Origin of the sequence: Streptomyces lacaronensis, assembly GCF_047337785.1 — a bacterium.
Lineage (GTDB): Bacteria > Actinomycetota > Actinomycetes > Streptomycetales > Streptomycetaceae > Streptomyces > Streptomyces lycopersici.
On sequence record NZ_JBLHDK010000003.1, the window covers coordinates 2,823,586 to 2,843,044 of the forward strand.

At 71.5% G+C, this 19,459-nt stretch carries 23 protein-coding genes; 14 read left to right on the forward strand and 9 right to left on the reverse strand.

Annotation, left to right across the window (positions count from 1 at the left end):
* Positions 1–349: 349 nt before the first annotated feature.
* Positions 350–997, reverse strand: a complete 648-nt coding sequence (locus ACMTAK_RS11860; RefSeq protein ID WP_413806175.1) for an HAD-IA family hydrolase — start codon at positions 995–997, stop codon at positions 350–352.
* 149 nt (positions 998–1,146) lie between these two features.
* Between ACMTAK_RS11860 and ACMTAK_RS11865 the strand changes: the two genes are divergently transcribed.
* The gene (locus tag ACMTAK_RS11865) at positions 1,147–1,515 is read left to right on the forward strand and encodes a hypothetical protein (RefSeq protein ID WP_020867132.1); all 369 of its coding nucleotides are present in this window, start codon (positions 1,147–1,149) and stop codon (positions 1,513–1,515) included.
* A gap of 16 nt (positions 1,516–1,531) precedes the next feature.
* Complete coding sequence (locus ACMTAK_RS11870) at positions 1,532–2,008, forward strand: hypothetical protein (RefSeq protein WP_413812862.1); 477 nt, start codon at positions 1,532–1,534, stop codon at positions 2,006–2,008.
* A 24-nt stretch (positions 2,009–2,032) separates the two neighbouring features.
* Here the strand turns inward: ACMTAK_RS11870 and ACMTAK_RS11875 are convergent, their stop codons facing one another.
* The 3 genes from ACMTAK_RS11875 to ACMTAK_RS11885 form a co-directional block, all read right to left on the reverse strand.
* Complete coding sequence (locus ACMTAK_RS11875; protein WP_262700894.1) at positions 2,033–2,536, reverse strand: GNAT family N-acetyltransferase; 504 nt, start codon at positions 2,534–2,536, stop codon at positions 2,033–2,035.
* Between the two features lie 123 nt (positions 2,537–2,659).
* Positions 2,660–3,181 carry a sigma-70 RNA polymerase sigma factor region 4 domain-containing protein gene (locus tag ACMTAK_RS11880; protein ID WP_413806176.1) on the reverse strand — a complete coding sequence of 174 codons (522 nt, stop codon included), beginning with the start codon at positions 3,179–3,181 and terminating at the stop codon, positions 2,660–2,662.
* Between the two features lie 135 nt (positions 3,182–3,316).
* Positions 3,317–4,480, reverse strand: coding sequence for a glycerophosphodiester phosphodiesterase (locus ACMTAK_RS11885; RefSeq protein ID WP_413806177.1), 1,164 nt, complete (start codon positions 4,478–4,480; stop codon positions 3,317–3,319).
* A gap of 304 nt (positions 4,481–4,784) precedes the next feature.
* On the opposite strand from ACMTAK_RS11885, the gene ACMTAK_RS11890 reads away from it, so the two are divergent.
* The gene (locus ACMTAK_RS11890; RefSeq protein ID WP_166484177.1) at positions 4,785–5,417 is read left to right on the forward strand and encodes a lysophospholipid acyltransferase family protein; all 633 of its coding nucleotides are present in this window, start codon (positions 4,785–4,787) and stop codon (positions 5,415–5,417) included.
* A 219-nt stretch (positions 5,418–5,636) separates the two neighbouring features.
* Positions 5,637–6,443 carry an alpha/beta fold hydrolase gene (locus ACMTAK_RS11895; protein ID WP_413812863.1) on the forward strand — a complete coding sequence of 269 codons (807 nt, stop codon included), beginning with the start codon at positions 5,637–5,639 and terminating at the stop codon, positions 6,441–6,443.
* 73 nt (positions 6,444–6,516) lie between these two features.
* On the opposite strand, the gene ACMTAK_RS11900 is transcribed toward ACMTAK_RS11895, so the two are convergent.
* From ACMTAK_RS11900 to ACMTAK_RS11910, 3 genes are all read right to left on the reverse strand, one after another.
* A complete protein-coding gene (locus tag ACMTAK_RS11900) occupies positions 6,517–7,506 on the reverse strand; it encodes an aldo/keto reductase (protein ID WP_413806178.1) in 990 nt (329 codons plus the stop codon).
* A 38-nt stretch (positions 7,507–7,544) separates the two neighbouring features.
* Positions 7,545–8,975 (reverse strand): argininosuccinate lyase, encoded by a 1,431-nt coding sequence (argH, locus tag ACMTAK_RS11905; protein WP_413806179.1) that lies wholly within the window; start codon positions 8,973–8,975, stop codon positions 7,545–7,547.
* A gap of 113 nt (positions 8,976–9,088) precedes the next feature.
* Positions 9,089–10,285: an argininosuccinate synthase gene (locus tag ACMTAK_RS11910; protein WP_413806180.1), complete on the reverse strand. Its 1,197-nt coding sequence runs from the start codon at positions 10,283–10,285 to the stop codon at positions 9,089–9,091.
* A gap of 140 nt (positions 10,286–10,425) precedes the next feature.
* Between ACMTAK_RS11910 and ACMTAK_RS11915 the strand changes: the two genes are divergently transcribed.
* The 8 genes from ACMTAK_RS11915 to ACMTAK_RS11950 all read left to right on the forward strand — a co-directional run bounded on the left by ACMTAK_RS11915 (position 10,426) and on the right by ACMTAK_RS11950 (position 15,467).
* On the forward strand, positions 10,426–10,968 hold the full coding sequence (locus tag ACMTAK_RS11915) for a Uma2 family endonuclease (protein ID WP_413806181.1): 543 nt from the start codon (positions 10,426–10,428) through the stop codon (positions 10,966–10,968).
* An 89-nt stretch (positions 10,969–11,057) separates the two neighbouring features.
* The gene (locus ACMTAK_RS11920) at positions 11,058–11,243 is read left to right on the forward strand and encodes a hypothetical protein (RefSeq protein WP_413806182.1); all 186 of its coding nucleotides are present in this window, start codon (positions 11,058–11,060) and stop codon (positions 11,241–11,243) included.
* Complete coding sequence (locus tag ACMTAK_RS11925) at positions 11,240–11,431, forward strand: SDR family oxidoreductase (RefSeq protein WP_413806183.1); 192 nt, start codon at positions 11,240–11,242, stop codon at positions 11,429–11,431. The genes ACMTAK_RS11920 and ACMTAK_RS11925 overlap by 4 nt, the downstream gene beginning before the upstream one ends.
* 52 nt (positions 11,432–11,483) lie before the next feature.
* Positions 11,484–11,717 carry a hypothetical protein gene (locus tag ACMTAK_RS11930; protein WP_413806184.1) on the forward strand — a complete coding sequence of 78 codons (234 nt, stop codon included), beginning with the start codon at positions 11,484–11,486 and terminating at the stop codon, positions 11,715–11,717.
* A gap of 113 nt (positions 11,718–11,830) precedes the next feature.
* Positions 11,831–12,685: an endonuclease/exonuclease/phosphatase family protein gene (locus ACMTAK_RS11935; RefSeq protein WP_413806185.1), complete on the forward strand. Its 855-nt coding sequence runs from the start codon at positions 11,831–11,833 to the stop codon at positions 12,683–12,685.
* Positions 12,686–12,860: 175 nt separating this feature from the next.
* A complete protein-coding gene (locus tag ACMTAK_RS11940) occupies positions 12,861–14,189 on the forward strand; it encodes a ferredoxin reductase family protein (RefSeq protein WP_413812864.1) in 1,329 nt (442 codons plus the stop codon).
* Positions 14,190–14,202: 13 nt separating this feature from the next.
* On the forward strand, positions 14,203–14,679 hold the full coding sequence (locus tag ACMTAK_RS11945; protein WP_413806186.1) for an FMN-binding protein: 477 nt from the start codon (positions 14,203–14,205) through the stop codon (positions 14,677–14,679).
* Between the two features lie 8 nt (positions 14,680–14,687).
* Entirely contained in the window at positions 14,688–15,467 is a 780-nt protein-coding gene (locus ACMTAK_RS11950) for an FAD:protein FMN transferase (protein WP_413806187.1), read from the forward strand.
* 72 nt (positions 15,468–15,539) lie between these two features.
* Here the strand turns inward: ACMTAK_RS11950 and ACMTAK_RS11955 are convergent, their stop codons facing one another.
* Positions 15,540–15,938, reverse strand: a complete 399-nt coding sequence (locus ACMTAK_RS11955; protein WP_413806188.1) for a DUF488 domain-containing protein — start codon at positions 15,936–15,938, stop codon at positions 15,540–15,542.
* Between the two features lie 51 nt (positions 15,939–15,989).
* Here ACMTAK_RS11955 and ACMTAK_RS11960 point away from each other — a divergent pair, with 51 nt between their 5' ends.
* Entirely contained in the window at positions 15,990–16,580 is a 591-nt protein-coding gene (locus ACMTAK_RS11960; protein ID WP_413806189.1) for a pyridoxamine 5'-phosphate oxidase family protein, read from the forward strand.
* Between the two features lie 66 nt (positions 16,581–16,646).
* Positions 16,647–17,663, forward strand: a complete 1,017-nt coding sequence (locus ACMTAK_RS11965) for a bile acid:sodium symporter family protein (RefSeq protein ID WP_413806190.1) — start codon at positions 16,647–16,649, stop codon at positions 17,661–17,663.
* Positions 17,664–17,719: 56 nt separating this feature from the next.
* On the opposite strand, the gene ACMTAK_RS11970 is transcribed toward ACMTAK_RS11965, so the two are convergent.
* Positions 17,720–19,417, reverse strand: a complete 1,698-nt coding sequence (locus tag ACMTAK_RS11970) for an adenine deaminase C-terminal domain-containing protein (RefSeq protein WP_413806191.1) — start codon at positions 19,415–19,417, stop codon at positions 17,720–17,722.
* Positions 19,418–19,459 lie beyond the last annotated feature (42 nt).

The following is a 19,459-nucleotide window of genomic DNA, read 5'->3' on the forward strand; positions in this document are numbered from 1 at the left end:
GTTCATTTCGGAACGCGGCAGGGTGGACCCGAGGGCATGCCCGTTGTGTGGGCGCGGTTCGGGTTCCGGTGACGCGGGGCGGCGCGGTCCGGCGCGATGGACGCACGGATCCGGCTCAGCGGGTCTCGCTTCGGGGCGCGAGGCTCAGCGGGGGCCCTCAGCAGTCACACATTCGACACCGACAACGAGCACCGGGCGTGGGGATCGCCTCGGTCGCAGGGATGCGGCAGCTCGTCGTGGTCATGGCTGCAAGTAAAACAGACACTGGTGCGGACCCATCAAGCATGTCCGTATAACGGACGGCGCTGCTCGGTCCGTGGACGGTCGGCGGGGTGGCCGGGACCCGGGTTCAGACCCGGCAGGTGATCTCCACTCCCCCTTCGGAGACCTGTGCGGTCACGGCCGACAGGTCCTCGACCACGACATCGGCGACCAGCTCGGCCCGGTCGGTCGTTGTGGCCAATCCCACGGTCCGCATCCCGGCCGCGCGGCCCGCCGCGAGCCCGGCCGGGGCGTCCTCGAAGACCACACAGCGTGCCGGGTCGACTCCGAGCCGCTCGGCGGCCAGCAGGAACGGCTCGGGGTGGGGCTTGCCGCGGGTGATGTCATCGGCGCTGATCAGTGTCCCGGGCCGGATCGCCACCTCCGCCAGGCGGGCCTCGGCCAGCTCGCGATTGGCGGACGTGACCACGGCCCAGCGCCCGGCGGGCAGCCCCTCCAGCAGCTCGGCGGTGCCGGGGAGCAGCTTCACCCCGCCCGGTACGTCCTCCAGCTCCAGCTCGTCGATGCGCGCCCGGGCCCGCGGGGCGCGGTCGGCGGGGAGCAGGTCGGCGATGATGTCGTCGGCCGGGCGGCCGTGCAGCTCGACCCGGGCGAAGTCCTCCGCCGCGATCCCCTGCTCCTCGGCCCACCGGGTCCAGCAGCGATGCACCGAGTCCAGGGAGGAGACGAGGGTTCCGTCGTTGTCGAACAACAGCGCGTCAGCGGAGATCTTCATGTGCCGCAGCGTACGTGGGGGTGGCGGAGGCCCTCCGGGCGCGGGGCCGGGCGCAGTGCGGTGGGCCGCGCCGATTACCCTCGTCCCATGCTTGTCACTCCCTGTGTGCGCCGCCGTCGGGTGCGCCGCCGCACCGCGCGGAGGTCCCGTTGATCGACGCGCTGACGGTCGCGCTCGGTGTGACCGCGCTCCTCCTCGCCGCGTGGTGCGGCTTCGCCGCCTACCGGGACCAGCCGACCAAGGACTGGCACTTCATCGGCATGGCCGTGGTGGCCCTGCTGGCGATCGTGCAGCTGGTCATAGGAGTGGTGCGGCTGGCGGGCGGGGCCGACCCCCAGCAGGGTGTGGCCATCTTCGTGGCGTATCTCATCGGCTCGGCGCTCGCGGTGCCGATCGCGGCGTTCATGTCGCTGACGGAGCGGACCCGCTGGGGGTCGGCGACGGTCTCCGCGGCGGCCGTGGTGCTGGCCGTGCTCGAGGTGCGGCTCTACGACATCTGGGGAGGCGTCGGTGGCTGAATCACGGGAGGCGTCGATGGCCGAGGACCCGGCGGCCGGGAAAGCGGCCGAGAGGGCGACCGGTAAAGCAGAGAAGGCGGCCGGGAAACCGGAATCCGCCGCGCGCACCGGGCTCGGTCAGGGCCCGGGGCGGCTGCTGGTGATGCTCTACGGGGTGTTCACGGTGGCCGCCGCGTCCCGCTCGATCTACCAGCTGATCGCGCAGTACCAGGAGGCCCCGCTCGCCTACGTCCTCTCGGCGGTCTCCGCCGCGGTGTACGCGTTCATCACGGTCTCGCTGGTGCGCGGCGGCGAGGGCGCCCGTAAGGCGGCGATCGTCTGCTGTGCGCTGGAGCTGCTGGGGGTGCTGACCGTGGGCACCTGGACCCTGGCCGACCCGTCGGCGTTCCCGGACCAGACGGTGTGGTCCGACTACGGGATGGGCTATCTGTTCATCCCGATCTTCCTGCCGGTCACGGGCCTGCTGTGGCTCAGGAAGGCCCGCCGGGGCTGACCCCGGCGGGCCCGCGGCCCCGCGTCAGGCGCTGGCGGCGTACGCGGTGGCCGTGGCGTCCTTCTCCAGGGTGACCAGGCTCAGCCTGCGGTTGACCTCCTCGGTGCCCACCTGGGCGTAGCCGTAGCGGCGGTACAGCCGCAGATTGCCCTCGCTGCGGTGGCCGGTGAACAGGCGGTACCGCTTGGCGGCCCGCTCCCCGGAGAGCCGCTCCTCGATCGCCGCGAGCAGCCGTCCGCCCAGGCCGTGCCGCTGCATCCGGGGGTGGACGATCAGCTTGGCGATGGCGGCGGTCCCCTTGTCGTCGACGACTCCGCGGACCGAGCCGACGACCTCCGCGCCGAGCCGGGCGACGAGCACACAGCCCTCGCTCAGTTCGGCGCGCAGGTCGTCGAGCGACTGCGTCAGCGGTTCGATCGAGTAGTCGCCGTAGAGCTCCGCCTCGCCCTGGTAGCACAGATACTGCAGCTTCAGGATCTGCTCGGCGTCGTCCGCGGTCGCCGCGGAGATGGTCACGCTCATGCCCATGTGCGCATGCCTCCCCTATGTCGTCAGTCCACCGGTCGCGGTGAGGGTAGGAGTGCGACCGGGGGTTCATGGCCTGGGTGGAGGCGCCGCGTGGTCGGCGTCCGCCTCCGAGGCGCCGGTTGTCTATCGCTCCTTTCCCCACGGTTCAGGAGCCGCAACCTCCGCCGTGAGCATTCTGCGCAGGCAACCCAGACATCGGGAACGTACCGGGCCCAGACTGCCCTGTGACATTCCCAACTGACCGGCGATTTCGCGATACGTGGGATCCGCGCGGGAGAGCATCGCCGCGAGCAGCACGGGGCAGCGGCCGGGCAGCCGCCGCACCGCCGCGCGCAGCGTCCGGCGGGTCTCCGCGGCCAGCACGGCGTGTTCGGACGGCCGGGGCTCGGGACCGCTGGGCGGGCCGCCGGCCACCGGGTCGTACGGCACCTCGCGGCGCGCCCGGCGCCTGGCCCCGCGCACCTCGGCCCGTACGGCGCAGCGCAGCCAGCGGGCGGGGTGGGGCGGCGGTCCGACGTCCCGGGTGCGTTCCAGCAGCCGCAGCCAGACGGCCTGTTCGAGTTCGGCGGGCTCGACGCCGACGCCGTGTGCCTCGGCCGCCGCTTCGGCGGCCAGCAACGGGCCCAGCTGCTTCACAAGGTCCATGCCGGGCGGGACGAGGGCCGGTCGCGGGGTGGTTGCCGGGTGACCGCGGTCTCACCCGACCGGGGAAGCGGCGGGGCCGCGCGTTGACGCCCGCGCGCCTCCGCCACCGCCCCGCCGCCGCATCTCACGGACGGATCACTTGCGGAAGTCCGCCGCCGCGAGCAGCGCGGTGTCCGCGTTGTCGGAGAAGATGCCGTCGATCCCGGTCGCGAAGTACGCCTTGAACGCCCCGAAAGCGTCACCGTAGGCGTTGGGGTCGCTGCCGCGCCGGAAGTCGGCCGGGAGGAAGGTGTTCTCGTTGCGCATGGTGTACGGGTGCAGGATCAGCCCCGCCGCGTGGGCGTCCTTCACCACGCTCGTCGGCGTGCCCAGCTTGCCGTCCGGCGTCCGGGGGATGATGACCGACAGATCGGGGCCGATGCCCTGGGCGTAGCTCGCGATCCACTTGAGCCCCTCGGGCTTCACCAGGTCCGCGACCGTCCGCGGGTCGTTCGCCTCGACGAAGTCCCAGGGCCGGCTCTCGACGGTGGACAGCAGCACGACGGACGGGGTGTCCACCAGCTTGCGCAGCCGCTGGATGCTGCTGGGCTCGAAGGACTGGAGGAACAGCGCCGAGTCCTCGCGGTGGCGGCCGTAGCGGCGGAGCAGCCTGGCCACCCGCTCCTCGAGACCGAGGCCGAGCTTGCGGAAGTAGGTGGGGTGCTTGGTCTCCACGTACAGCCAGATCCGGCGGCCGCGCTCGCGGCCCTCGCGCTCGGCCCACTGGAGCACCTCTTCGAAGGTGGGCACCTCCCAGCGGCCGTCGTAGAGGGTGTTGCGCTGGCGGTTGCCCGGGATGCGCTCCTTGGCGCGCAGCGTCTTCAGCTCGGCGAGGGTGAAGTCCTCGGTGAACCAGCCGGTGAGCTTGGTGCCGTCGACCGTCTTGGTGGTCTTGCGGTCGGCGAACTCCGGGTGGGCGGAGACGTCCGTGGTGGCCGTGATGTCGTTCTCATGGCGGCAGACCAGATGGCCGTCCTTGGTGGGCACCAGGTCCTGCTCGATGATGTCCACGCCCATGTCCAGGGCGAGCTGGTACGAGCCGAAAGTGTGCTCGGGCCGGTAGCCGCTGGCGCCGCGGTGGCCGATCACGGTGGGAACCGGCAGCTCATGGCCCCGGCCGGACGTTCCCGCGGCCGCGCCCGGCGCGGTCCGGGTCTCCGCGGCCGTCGCCGTGCCCGCACCGCTCAGCGCCATCGCTCCCGCACCGAGGGCAGCGGCCCCCAGCAGGGCGCGCCGTCCGGGCTTCTGCTCCCGCTCCATGCAGCACTCCTTGATGTGGTGTTCAACACCTGTCAAATCCCGTCAGAGAACGGCCTGATGGTAGGCGTGGGCGGCTTTCCTGCGGGAGACATCGGGCGAAACGCGTGGGGAACGCGGGGCAACACCGGGTACCAGGTGGGTGAACCTGGTGTGCGCCGGAGCGCGACCGGCGAGTATCGTCCTCATCGGCGCTCGGGTGCGGTACGAGGTTGACGGACCGTACACGGTTGCGTCCCAGACCTTGACCCCGACCGGAGGGCCCGTGTCCCGATTCGCGTTTCTGAAGGCAGTACTCGGTCCGCTGATGCGCCTGATGTTCCGCCCACGGGTCGAGGGGGCCGAGGGCATTCCGGGCTCGGGCCCGGTGATCCTCGCCGGGAACCATCTCACCTTCATCGACTCGATGATCCTGCCGCTGGTCTGTGACCGTCAGGTCTTCTTCATCGGCAAGGACGAGTACGTCACGGGCAAGGGCCTCAAGGGCCGGCTGATGGCCTGGTTCTTCACCGGCGTCGGCATGATCCCGGTGGACCGGGACGGCGGGCGCGGCGGCGTCGCGGCTCTGATGACGGGGCGCCGGGTGCTGGAGGAGGGCAGGGTCTTCGGCATCTACCCCGAGGGCACCCGCTCCCCCGACGGCCGCCTCTACCGCGGCCGCACCGGTATCGCCCGCCTAGCGCTGATGACCGGTGCGCCCGTGGTGCCGTTCGCGATGATCGGAACCGACCGGATCCAGCCGGGCGGCAAGGGGCTGCCGCGGCCGGGCAAGGTCGAGGTCCGCTTCGGCGAGCCGCTGGAGTTCACCCGCTACGAGGGCATGGACCGCGACCGCTATGTGCTGCGGGCCGTGACCGACGAGGTGATGAGCGAGGTCATGCGGCTGTCGGGGCAGGAGTACGTGGACATCTACGCCACGAAGGCGAAGTCGGCCGCATGACGGCTGACGCCTGATGTTTCGGGCGAACCGCGGCGGTCCGGGTTTTCCGGACCGCCGTACTTGTGCGCCCCGGTCGGGTTTGGCCCAAAACGCCGCCTCGCGGGCCGGCGAGCCGACGCTCCGGCCGGTGTCGCGGGCCGGCAGATTTGCGGAAGGCCTGATTCCGCTACCCGCTGGTCACCACCGGGCACGGCCACTATGGTGCCGCGGGTGACCACGATGACCGTGCCCTCCCCCGACTTCGTGATGCTGCGCGGTCGGCGGTTCGCCGTGACCGATTTCGGCGGACCGGGCGACCCGGTCCTGGCCCTGCACGGCCACTTCGGCCGGGGCCGGATGTACGCGCCGCTGGCCGCCGCCCTCGCCCCCGAACGGCGGGTGATCGCCCTCGATCAGCGGGGGCACGGGCTGACCGGCGGCGGTGGCCCCTTCACGCTGGACGAGTACGTGGCCGACGCCGCCGCACTGCTGCGGGAGCTGCGGCTTGGCCCGGTCCCGGTCGTCGCCCACTCCACCGGCGCGGTCGGCGCGTACGCGCTGGCCGCCCGCCATCCGGAGCTGGTGAGCGCGCTCGTCGTCGAGGACATCGGCGCGGTGACGGACCGTCCGGTGGTCAGCCATCCGGTGCTCGATGTCTCCGGGTGGCCGACCTGGGCCGTGGACCGGGAGAAGCTGCGCGCCGCCATCGAGTCCCGGGGCATCCCGGACGCCTCGTACTTCCTGGACAGCGCCGAGCCGGACCCGCAATCGGGCGGCTGGCGGCTGCTGTTCGAGCCCAGCCATATGATGGCGTCCCAACAGGCCATGTGCGGTGACTTCTGGGACGACTGGCTGGGCTCCTCCTGCCCCGCGCTGCTGATGCGCGGCGAGCACAGCTCGCTGCTGCCGCCGGGCCACGCGCACGAGATGGCCACCCGCCGCCCCGGCACCAAGCTCCGCGAATTCGCCGGGTGCGGTCACTGGATCCATGACGACGCGCCCCGGCCGTACGCCCGCGCGGTCCGTTCGTTCCTGAGCCTGCTCTAGCCGCGTCTCCCCCGTCCCCCGCACGCCCCTCCAGGCGTGGCCTCAATCGCCGGCCGGGCCTGAAGGCGAGCGGTCAGGCCCAGGGCAGCTCCGAGCGGTGCTGCCAGTAGGTCTGCGGGGGCTCGGCCAGTCGCTCCAGCCGGGCCAGTCCGGACTCGTCCAGGCCGAGGTCGGCGGCGGCCAGGTTGGAGCGCAGCTGGTGCTCCGTGGCGGCGCCGGAGAGGACGACCGTCACCCAGGGCCGGTGCAGCACCGCGGCCAGCGCGACGGCGTCCGGAGTGGCGCCCGTCTCCTCGGCCACCCGGCACAGGGGTTCCGGAAGCCGCTCGGCCGCCTCGGTGAGCCGGCCGTTGGCCACGGCTTCCTTCACGATGACCGCCCGGCCCGCCTCATGCGCCTCGGCCAGCGCCGCACCGGCCGAGGGCTCCAGCAGGTTGTAGGTGGACTGGACGGTACGGAAGAGCGGACGGCCGTCGACCTCCACGGCCAGCGCGGCGCGGATCGCCTCGGCCTGGCGCGGACCGCTGGTGGAGACGCCGACCGTCACGCCCTCCGCGGCGAGCCCGGCCAGCCGCGCGTGCAGCTCGGGGTCGGTGAGGGCGGGGCTGTCGGGGGTCACCGAGTGGATCTGATACAGGTCCAGCCGGTCGCCGAGCAGCGCGTCGGTCAGCTCGCGCTGCCGGTCGAAGGTCTCGACGCCATGGTCCTTGACCTCGTGGGTCTCGGCGTCCGTACGCCACTCGGCGACATACGTATAGCCCCACTTGGAGCCGACGACCACGTCCCGGGCGGCGTCCGGGCGGTCCCGCAGCCAGTCGGCGAGGAACTCCTCGGCCCGGCCGTAGGAGCGCGCCGCGTCCAGATAGCGCACCCCGGCGGCATACGCGGCGTCCAGCAGCTCATGGCTGCGCCGCCGCATCACCTCGACCGGGCGCTCGGCCGGGAGGTCACGGTCCCGGCCGAGGTTGATGTAGGCGGGGCGGCCGACCGCGGCCAGCCCGAGCCCCATCCGGGCCGCCCCCGCCCCGGGGGCCGCGATCTCCACGAGACGTTCGACGCCCATACTCCGTGTCCCCACCTCTCCCTTTCGGTCTGTCGCTGTCAGCGCTTGGCGCCCGCCCACGCGTACTGAGCGGCCAGATCCTCCTTGACCTCCGCGAGCTGGGCCCGCACCGCCACGGGTGCGGTGCCGCCGCGGCCGCCGCGCGCGGCCAGCGCGCCCTGCACATTGAGGACGCCGCGGACCTCCGGCGTCAGATGCGGCGAGATCTTGGCGAACTGCTCGTCGGTGAGCTGGTCGAGCTCGATGCCCGTCCGCTCGCACTCCTTGACGCATTCCCCCGCGACCTCGTGCGCCACCCGGAACGGCACGCCCTGTCGCACCAGCCATTCGGCGATGTCGGTGGCGAGCGAGAACCCGGCCGGGGCCAGCTCCTCCATGCGCTCGCGGTTCACGGTCAGCGTGGCCATCATCCCGGTGAAGGCCGGGAGCAGCACCTCCAACTGGTCGCAGGAGTCGAAGACCGGCTCCTTGTCCTCCTGGAGGTCGCGGTTGTACGCGAGGGGCAGGGCCTTGAGCGTGGCCAGCAGCCCGGTGAGGTTGCCGATCAGCCGGCCGGACTTGCCGCGCGCGAGCTCCGCGATGTCCGGGTTCTTCTTCTGCGGCATGATCGAGGAACCGGTGGAGAAGGCGTCGTGCAGGGTCACGAAGGAGAACTCCTTCGTGTTCCAGAGGATGATCTCCTCCGCGATCCGCGACAGATCGACGCCGATCATCGCGGTGATGAACGCGAACTCGGCGACGAAGTCACGGGAGGCCGTGCCGTCGAGCGAGTTGGCGGACGAACCCCGCTCGAAGCCGAGGTCGGCGGCGACCGCCTGCGGGTCAAGCCCCAGCGAGGACCCGGCCAGCGCGCCCGAGCCGTACGGCGAGACGGCGGTGCGCTCGTCCCACTGCCGCAGCCGCTCCGCGTCCCGCGACAGCGCCTGGACATGGGCGAGGACATGGTGGGCGAAGAGCACCGGCTGGGCGTGCTGGAGGTGGGTACGGCCGGGCATCGCGACGTCCGGGTGCGCCTCCGCGAGCCCCACCAGGGCCTGCTGGAGGTCGGCGATCAGCCCGCCGACGATCCGGGCGTGGTCGCGCAGATACATCCGGAAGAGGGTGGCGATCTGGTCGTTGCGGGACCGCCCGGCCCGCAGCTTGCCGCCGAGGTCCGGGCCCAACCGCTCCAGCAGACCGCGCTCCAGGGCGGTGTGGACGTCCTCGTCGGCGATGGTGCCGGTGAAGTCGCCGGAGGCGACATCGGCCTCCAGCCGGTCCAGGCCCGCCAGCATCCGCTCCAGCTCATCGGGGTCAAGCAGTCCCGCCGTGTGCAGCACCCGGGCGTGGGCGCGGGATCCGGCGATGTCGTACGGCGCCAGGCGCCAGTCGAAGTGCACGGAGGCGCTGAGCTTCTCCAGTGCCTCGGACGGGCCGTTGGCGAAGCGGCCGCCCCAGAGCCGGACGTCGCCGCTGTTGCCGTTGCTCACGCTGTTGCTCCTGTCGGCTGTGGGTGTGCGACCGCCTCCCCGCCGCGGGGCGGGGAGGCGGCTCGTGATACGTCGCGTACGTCGAGTACGCGGGCTTGACGCTGGTACGCAGGCTACTGCCGCAGATCCCGCTTCGCGGCGATCTTGCTGGACATCCCGAAGATCTCGATGAAGCCCTTGGACAGCGACTGGTCGAACGTGTCGCCGGTGTCGTAGGTCGCCAGGTGGAAGTCGTACAGCGAGGTATGCGACTTCCGTCCGGTGACGACGGCCCGGCCACCGTGCAGGGTCATCCGGATCTCTCCGGACACATGCTCGTTCGCCTCGGCGATGAATCCGTCCAGGGCCCGCTTGAGCGGCGAGAACCACAGACCGTCGTAGACCAGCTCGCCCCAGCGCTGCTCGACCTGCCGCTTGTAGCGGGCCAGCTCGCGCTCGACGGTGACGGCCTCCAGCTCCTGGTGGGCGGTGATCAGCGCGATGGCGCCGGGCGCCTCGTAGACCTCCCGCGACTTGATGCCCACCAGCCGGTCCTCGACCATGTCGATCCGGCCGACGCCCTGGGCGCCCGCCCGCTCGTTCAGCCGCTGGACGGCCTGGAGCACGGTGACGCGCTCGCCGTCGATCGCGACGGGGACGCCCTTGTCGAAGGTGATGATCACCTCGTCGGCCTCGCGCGGGGTGGCCGGGTCGGAGGTGTACTCGTAGACGTCCTCGATCGGCGCGTTCCAGATGTCCTCCAGGAAGCCGGTCTCCACGGCCCGCCCGAAGACGTTCTGGTCGATCGAGTACGGGGACTTCTTGGTGGTCGCGATCGGCAGGCCCTTGGCCTCGCAGAAGGCGATCGCCTTGTCCCGCGTCATCGCGTAGTCCCGGACCGGCGCGACGCAGTTCAGATCGGGGGCGAGGGAGGAGATACCGGCCTCGAACCGCACCTGGTCGTTCCCCTTGCCGGTGCAGCCGTGGGCGACGGTCCCGGCGCCGTGCTTGCGGGCGGCGGCCACCAGGTGCTTCACGATGGTGGGCCGGGACAGCGCGGAGACCAGCGGGTAGCGGTCCATGTACAGCGCGTTGGCCTTGATCGCCGGAAGGCAGTACTCCTCGGCGAACTCGTCCTTGGCGTCCGCGACCTCCGCCTCGACCGCCCCGCAGGCGAGCGCGCGCTTGCGGATGACGTCCAGGTCCTCACCGCCCTGGCCGACGTCCACGGCGACGGCGATGACCTCGGCATCCGTCTCCTCGGCGATCCAGCCGATGGCGACGGAGGTGTCCAGGCCGCCCGAGTAGGCGAGTACGACGCGCTCGGTCACGGGTGCCTCCTTACGATCCATACGCTTCTCTGCATGAGTATGCATTGGACCGTATGTTTCGTCAATGCGGGATGCGGCGGACTGTCGGCGGGCGGCGCTACGATGCCGCTATCAGGTGCCCGAAAGGGGAGGTAGCCAGCATGAGCGTGCAAGACGACATCCTCTGGCAGGCGGCTGAGCGCGCCGCGGCACAGTTCGAGGGCTTCAAGATCGAGGTCGTGGGGGGCCATATCGTCATGACGCCGCAGAGCAGCATCCAGAGCTGGACCATTCTCGACGTCCAGATGGCCGCGATGGCCGCTGGAATCGACAAGTCCCGTCTGCTGTCCGACGTACTGATCCAGTTCCCGGGAGAGCCCCCCCGGGTACCGGATGTGACGATCCTCGAAGAAGGCGCGACCGATCCTTACTCATATGAGGACATGCTGGCCGCCGTAGAGATCGTCTCCACAAAGAATGACAGCAACGACTATGCGGTCAAAGTGCGACAGTACGCACATTTCGGCGTTCCGATCTATCTGATCATCGACCCCTTCGCCGGCCGGTGCACCCTACTGACCCGCCCGAAGGACGACGACTACGCATCGCGAGACGAATACGCCTACGGCGAGACCGTCACGCTTCACCTGAGGGATGGCGGCACGGTCGACATCCCCACGAGCGAGTTCAAGCGCAAGGACTGAGCCGGCCCCGCGGGTCTTCCGAGACCCGGTGGAACTCATCGGCCGGGCGGGGGCGTCAGGCCCGGCCGCAGAACGGCCCGCCGTACCCCGTGCGGTCCCCGTCGCTCGCCCAGCGGCACAGCAGCCTGTCCCAGAACCTGCTCACCGCGGTGCTGACCACCGCCTCGGTCCAGGAGAAGCTGGCCGGCGGCAGCTCCGTCATCAGCATCGGCTCGATCGGCGCCGAGCGCCGGGGCGGCTCCTACGGCGCGGCGAAGGCCGCCCTGGCCGCGTGACCGACGAACGCCGCGGCGCGCTCGTGGCGGAGACCCGCAACAAGCGTGCGGGCACGGCCTGGGACATCGCCCGGACCGCCTTCTTCCTCGCCCCGCCCGGCGCACGGCTCATCACCGGCCGGACCATTCACGTCAGCGGAGGCGCTTTCACCACGCGGCAGCACCTGCCCATTCGGCCGCCGGGCTGAGACCATGGCGGGGCGGGGAGCGCAGCTGCGGACCGAGGGGGAGTCGGGGCCGGTGCAGAAGAAGCAGATGATGGTGCTCGGCGTATTCGTGGTCGGGGTCCTGTGGATCAACAACCACGGTGACGGCAACGCCCGTGACGACAAATCGCCGAATCCGCGTCAGACGGCCCGGTATCCCGTCCACTTCGAGAAGGACGACGGGAAGAAGGACGGCGGGAAGGGCACCAAGAAGCAGCCCGAACCGCGCTCAACGGTGTCCTACCCGATCAAGTTCCACCATCGGTGATATCCGTGCGGGCGCGGACGGCGAACCGTTCCGGCCGAGACGACTCCCACCCGCCCAGGGCCGTTCATGGCGCCGTGGGAAGGCGTTCGGAACCGGAACGCACGCTGACCGCCATGAACCACCTGAACCCCGCCCCCAGCCGCCGCCGGTTCCTCGCCGCGGCGGCCGGCCTCGGCGCCACCGCCGCCGCGACGTCCGGGGTGGCGGTCGCCGCCACCGGCCCGGGGCCGCTGCGTGTGGCCACGTTCAACATCCACCACGGCGCGAGCCCCGCCGACGTCCTGGACCTGGACCGCGTCGCCCGGGTGATCCAGGCCATGCGGGTGGACGTCGTCGGCCTGCAGGAGGTCGACCGGTTCTGGAAGCGCAGCGGCTTCGTCGACCAGCCCGCCTGGCTGGGCGAGCGACTGGGGATGCACCACGCCTTCGGTGCCAACCTCGACTTGGACCCGGAAGAGCCCGGCCGACCGCGCCGTCAGTACGGCACCGCGGTACTCTCGCGGCGGCCGATCAGGGCCTGGACCAACACCCATCTGCCGCTCGTCCCCGGCCATGAGCAGCGCGGTCTGCTCCGGGCCACGCTGGATGTGCGCGGCGGCTGCGTCGAGTTCGCGGTGACGCATCTCCAGCACGACGACAACCGGGAGCGCGAGCGGCAGTCCGCCCGGATCGTCGAGCTCCTCGGCTCCTCCCCCGGGCGCACCGTCCTGGTCGGCGATCTGAACGCCACGTCCGAGACTCCGGAGATCCGGACCCTGACCGACGCGCTGGGCGATGTGTGGCCCCAGGCCGGCACCGGCGACGGCTTCACCTACGACTCCGTCAACCCGCACGCCCGGATCGACTTCCTCCTCCCCTCCCACGACCTGCGCCCGCTCACCGCCCAGGTGTTCACGGCGGACCCGGAGGCGTCGGACCACCTGCCGGTGGTGAGCGATCTGCTGCTGCCCGTGCGCCACCGCCGGTGACGCCCGAAGCCGGTGAATCCTGAGCCGGACCTGTGAGCCACGGCCGAAACCTGTGAATCCCGGCGGCCTTTGAGTCATCCCGTGCTCGGGGCCGTATTCCCTTGCGCCGGAGCCCAAGGGAAGGGGACAGGCCGTGACGACGCTACTGAACAGCCGGGCCGGGCGGCGGCAGGCCATGCGCCGCATCCAGCCTCGCCGTTCGCATGCCGTGCCGTTGATCCTGCTCAGCCTGGCAGGTGCGGCGGCGGTGCTGTCGCTGTGGTGGCAGAACACTCCGAACGTCGACGGCACCGCGCAGTGGCTGACCCACGCCGGGCGGCTCAGCGGGCTGCTCGGCGGCTATGTCCTCGCCCTCGTCGTCCTCCAGATGGCGCGCGTTCCGGCGCTGGAGCGGCGGGTGGGGTCGGACCGGGTCGCGCGGTGGCACGCGTTGAGCGGGCGGTACGCGCTGTGTCTGATCGTGGCGCATGTCGGGCTGATCATCGCGGGCTACGCGGAGCAGGCGGGCACCGGCCTCGTCGACCAGTCCGTCACCGTGGTCATGGACTACCCGGACATGATCAAGGCGGCGGTCGGCACCGCGATGCTGGTGGTGATCGGGCTGATCTCGGCGGGGATGGTGCGCCGCCGGATGCCGTACGAGGTGTGGTACTACCTGCATCTGCTCACCTATCTGGCGGTCTTCCTGACGTTCTGGCACCAGCTCGCGACCGGTGCGGAGTTCGTCGGGAACAAGACCGCGGAGACCGCCTGGTACGCGCTGTACGGCACGGTCACCGCGCTGGTGGTCTGGTACCGGCTGCTGGTCCCGCTGCGGCTGAACCTGCGGCACCGGATGCGGGTGGAGGCCGTCGTACCGGAGGCGCCCGGAGTGGTGTCGGTGCTGATCAAGGGGCGCAAGCTGCACCGGATCGGGGCGCAGGCCGGGCAGTTCTTCCGATGGCGGTTCCTGGCCCCGGGGATGCGCTGGGGCTCCCATCCGTACTCGCTCTCCGCGCCGCCCCGGCCGGAGCTGCTGCGGATCACGGTGAAGGCGGTGGGCGGCCACAGCACGGGGCTGGCCTCGCTGGAGCCGGGGACGCGGGTGTGGGCGGAGGGTCCGTACGGGGCGATGACCGCGGCGCGGCGCAGCCGCGGCAAGGTGCTGATGATCGCGGGCGGTGCCGGGATCACCCCGATCCGGGCGCTGTTCGAGACGCTGCCCGGCAAGGGCAGCGATCTCACCCTGCTCTACCGGGCCCGCAGCGTCGAGGACCTGGCGCTGTGGAACGAGCTGAAGCAGATCGCGACCGAGCGCGGGGCCCGGCTGCTGTACGCGGTGAACGGCCCGGACGGCGCCCGGCCGGAGATCACCGCGGAGCGGCTGGGCCATCTCCTCCCCGACATCGAGGACCACGACGTCTATCTGTGCGGCCCACCGGGCCTGGCCGAGCACGCGTACGGGGCGCTGCGTGAGGCGGGGGTTCCGGATCGCCGGATCCACCACGAATCCTTCGAGCTGTGACCGAGGTGAAGCCATGAAGAGGAAGCATCCGCTGCGCCGCATCGTCGTGGGAACGGCCGCCACCGTCTCCGGTGTGGTGCTGCTGCTCGCGCTGAAGCAGCCAGGTTCGGGGGGCGGCCAGGCCGTCGCCGAGAACCAGCCGGGGCAGGCGCCCCCGGTCGCGGCCACGGCACAGCCGGGCGGGGGAGGCGCCGGGGCGGGTGCGGGTGCGGGCGGCGCCCGTACGGTCACCGGCGACGCCGTGCAGACGCAGTACGGCCCGGTCCAGGTGAGCCTCACCGTCAACGGCGGGAAGATCACCGGCGCGCAGGCGGTCAAGACGCCGGACTCCGGGCCGCGCAGCGACCAGATCGCCAAGGACTCCATCCCGAAGCTCAACCAGCAGGCGGTGTCCGCGGCGAAGGTGGACACGGTCTCCGGGGCCACCTACACCAGCGAGGGCTACGCCAAGTCCTTGCAGAGTGCGCTCGACAAGGCGGGTACCAAGTGATGTACGGAATGGACGAACCCGAGCCGCTGCGCCATGTCGAGCACGTCATGGGCACGGTCTTCTCCTTCGACGTCCGCGAGGTCGCGCCCGCCGACCGGCCCCGGGTGCAGGCCGCGCTGGACGGGGCCGTGGTGGGGCTGCACCGGGTGGACGAGCTGTTCTCCACCTACCGCCGGGACAGCCAGATCAGCCGGCTGGGGCGCGGTGAGCTGACGCTGTCGCGTTGCGATCCCGAGGTCCGGGATGTGCTGCGGATGTGCGAGGACGCCGAGCACCGCAGCGGTGGCTGGTTCACCGCCCGCTACGCCGGTGGCCGGCTCGACCCGACGGGCCTGGTCAAGGGCTGGGCGGTGGAGCGCGCCGCCCGGATGCTGGTCTCCTCGGGCGCCGGGTCGGTGTGTGTGAACGGCGGCGGCGACGTCCAGGTGCACGGCGGCCCCTGGCGGGTGGGCATCGCCGATCCGCTGCGCCGGGGCGAGCTGGCGGCGATCGTGGAGGCCCGCGGCGAGCTGGCGGTGGCCACCTCGGGCCCGGCCGAGCGGGGCTGCCACATCCTGGATCCCCACACCGGCCGCCCCCCGGCGCGGGGCCTGGCCTCGGTCACCGTGATCGCCACCAGCCTGGCCGACGCGGACGCCGTGGCCACCGCGGCCTGCGCCATGGGCGCCGAGCGCGCCCGCCCCTGGCTGGGACGACTCCCCGACGCCGAGGCATTCGTCATCACCGCGGATGGCTCCACCTGGCACACCAGCGGCTTCGCCCGCTATTCGGCGGAGCTATGTGTATAAGGCGATCCCTCTGTACGAGATGATCCCTCTGCATAAGGCGATCCCTCTGCGTAAGCGATCCTTCAGCGACGCTCATTCCTGGTCACGGATCGCCTCGGCGAGCACCTGGACATGGCCGACGTCGAGGTCCTTCACGGCCGTGAGGAGGGTCAGGGGGCCGGAGGCGGTCAGCTCGCGGAGGTGGGCGACGGCCTCGCGGCGCTCGGGGGTGGTGAGCTCGGCGCGGTAGCGGCTGGTGAATTCCGGGAAGAGGTCCGGGTCATGGCCGTACCAGCGGCGCAGCTCGGTGGACGGGGCGGCGTCCTTGGCCCACTCGTCCAGCTGGGCGTCGGCCTTGGCGAGGCCGCGCGGCCAGACGCGATCCACCAGGACGCGGGTGCCGTCGTCCGGGTCAGGGGCGTCGTACACCCGGCGGATCCGGATCGCGGGCTCGGCAGCGGACGCTCGCGCGGAGGCTTTCTTGGTGGCCATACGCCCATGGAAACATCGACCCGGCGCCCACCCGTAGGGATAATGCGCCACATGGGAAAGGTGTACGAACGTATCGACGGCAGGCTCCGCACCTTCATCGAAGAGCAGAAGATGTTCTTCACCGCCACCGCCCCGCTGGCCGGTGACGGCACGGTGAATCTCTCCCCGAAGGGGCTGGCCGGCTCCTTCGCCGTGGTCGACGAACTGACCGTGGCCTATCTGGACTTCGCGGGCAGCAACGCGGAGACCATCGCCCATCTGCGGGAGAACGGCAGGATCACCCTGATGTGGTGCGCCTTCACCGGCCCGCCGAACATCGTGCGCGTCCATGGCCGGGGCGAGCCGGTGTTCCGTGACGATCCACGCTTCCCCGCGCTGCTGAAGCACTTCCCGGACATCGACGTCGATGACCACGGGCTGCGGGCGATCATCGTGGTGACGGCCGAGCTGATCCGGGACACCTGCGGTTACGCGGTCCCGTTTATGGACTACCGCGAGGACCGCCCGCTGCACGCCTCCCGCTTCCGGCGGGAGGACGACGAATCGCTGGACCGCTACTTCCACAAGAAGGAGCACATCGCCAGCAGCATCGACGGTCTGCCGGGGCTTCCGCTGCCGCTGCCGCCACTGAGTTCCACATAGTGGGTGTAGTGACCACATAACGAGACGGTGTTGCGGAAGACGCCTCCGGAAGCGTTCCATCACGCGGTGCGATCCGAATCGAAGAGCTCCGCGGACAACTCCCCGACGACGGCGGGGCAGACGCCCTCGCCGTCACCGGAGCCCGCCGCCGCCGACCGGGCGGCCCGGCGGGCCGTCACCGTCTTCCCCCTCCTCGTCCTCGCCGCCGGTGCGGCGGGCCTCGCCACGCCCGGCACCTTCAGCGGCTGGGCGCCGAACGTGCCCTATCTGCTCGGCGTGGTCATGTTCTGCATGGGGCTCACCATGACCCCGCGGGACTTCTCCGGTGTGGCCAAGCGGCCGTGGGCGGTGGCGCTCGGGCTGGTCGCGCACTATGTGATCATGCCGGGGCTGGGGTGGCTGATCGCCAACGCCCTCGGTCTCTCGCCGCAGTTGGCGGCCGGTGTCATCCTGGTCGGCTGTGCGCCGAGCGGAACGGCCTCCAATGTGGTGACGTATCTGGCGCGCGGCGACGTGGCGCTGTCGGTGTCCGTCGCCACCGTCTCCACGGTGCTCGCGCCGCTGGTCACCCCGCCGCTGACGCTGCTGCTGGCCGGGGAGTTCCTGCCGGTGGACGCGGAGTCGATGGTCACCGACATCCTCAAGACCGTGCTGCTGCCGGTGATCGGCGGACTAGTCGTACGGCTGGTCGCCGGGCGGTTCATCCAGCGGGTGCTGGGGCTGCTGCCCTGGCTGTCGGCGGTCACCATCGGCGTGATCGTGGCCATCGTGGTGGCCGCGAGCGCGGACGCCATCAAGTCGGCGGCGGCGCTGGTGCTGCTGGCCGTGGTGCTCCACAACGGGCTCGGCCTGGCGCTGGGCTACGGGGCCGGCAAGCTGGCCCGGCTGGGCGCGCCCGCCAGCCGGGCCATGGCCTTCGAGGTCGGCATGCAGAACTCCGGGCTCGCCGCCTCCCTGGCCGCCGCCCACTTCAGCCCGCTGGCCGCGCTCCCGGCCGCGGTGTTCTCCGTCTGGCACAACGTCTCGGGGGCGGTGGTGGCGGCCTGGATGTCGTACCGCGCGCGGACGGCCTCGGCCGACTGACGGTCCCAGGCCGCTGGCGGCCGGACCACGGTCGGCGGCCGGACCACGGAAAGCGGTCAGAGGACGGCCGGCTCCCACGCCCGGTCGACCACCCGGACCAGGCCCTTGTCAGTGAGCTTGATCTGTGGTGACACGGGCAGCGTCATGGTCGAGATGCTCATGAAGGCGTTGCGGTGCCGCCAGCCCCACCGGTGCAGCGCCTCCCGTACGGCGGCCGCCCCCTGGGCGACCGCGGCGGCCGGTGCCGGGGACATCACACCGCCCACCGGCAGCGGGAGACGCACGGTCGGCTCTCCGGTGACGGCCACGCAGATGCCACCGTGTGAGCCGATCACCGAGTTGGCCGCACGGCGCAGCGCGGGGGCGTCGGTGGCCACGACGGTGAGGTTGTGGCTGTCGTGCGCGTACGTGGTGGCGACCGCGCCCCGGGCCAGGTCGAAGCCGACCACGGGGGCCATGGTCCGGCGGCCGGAGCGCTGGTGGCGCTCGTACACCGCGAGCACGGCCGTCCTGCCCTCCCACTCCACGACGCCGTCCCGTACGGGCAGCACGACCTCGGCCGGTTCGGTGAAGGTGTCCACGGGGTTCACCCGCAGTGCCCGGAAGGTGTGCTCACCGTCGGGGAGATCGACCCGCCAACGGCAGTCGCTCTCGTCCAGCGAGGTGAGGCGTACCGAGTCGGCGAAGGGGTTGGACACCGGGGCCGTCGCCCCGGCCTCCTCGGCGGTCTCCTCGACGATCCGGCCGCCGCAGACGACGGTCACCGGTGTCGGGTCCTCCAGCGCGCGCAGCAGGACGAGGTCGGCCCGCTTCCCGGGCGCCACCACGCCCCGGTCGTCCAGGCCCAGCCGACGTGCCGGGTGCAGGGTGAGGGCGCGCAGCACGGTCAGCGGGCTCAGCCCGGCGTCCAGCGCCACCCGGGCGATATGGTCCAGATGTCCGCGCTCGAGGATGGCATCGGCGGCCAGATCGTCCGTGACCAGGCAGAAGTCGGGCAGGACGGGGAGTTCATGGAGCCGGGCCACCAGATCGGGGGTGAGGCACTTCTCCTGGAGCATCAGCAACATCCCGAGCCGGGCCTTCTCCACGGCGACCTCGGGGGTGTTCTTGGTGTGGTCGGAGTCGATCCCGGCCCAGAGGTACTCGCCCAGCTCGTCCCCGGAGAGTCCCGGGCAGTGGCCGTCGAGCCGGACGCCCTTGCGCCGGGCGGCCTCGACGATCGACCGCATCCGAGCCGAGCCCGAGACGACGGCGCGGTAGTCCATCACCTCGCCGAGCGTGGTCACCCCGTCCCAGTCGAGCATCTCGGCGACGTCCTCGGCGGTCAGCCGGGATCCCGCGGTCTCGAAGCCTTCGAGCGCGGGTACGCAGGAGGGCACGGCCCACAGCATGGTCTGCGCTGGCGCGCGGCCCTGCTCGATCATCCAGGCCATGGCCTCGCGCCCGGCGACGTTGACGATCTCATGCGGATCGGCGAGCACCGTCGTCGTACCGCGCCGCACCGTGATCCGGGCGAACTCGGCGGGGGTGAGCAGCGAGCTCTCGATGTGCATATGGGCGTCGATGTACCCGGGCGCCAGCAGCAGCCCCTCGGCGTCCAGAACGCGGTCGGCGTCGATCCGCACCCCGGGGGCGGCGACGGCGCGGATGAGGTCCCCGGTCACCACCACGTCCGCCGGCCGGATCTCGCCGGTGTGCACCGAGACGACTCCGGCCCCACGGATGAGGAGGTCGCAGCGGCTTGGCATCGGCATGGGGGTCTCCTGCTCGTTCTCTGCTCTGGGGATCGGGGGTGG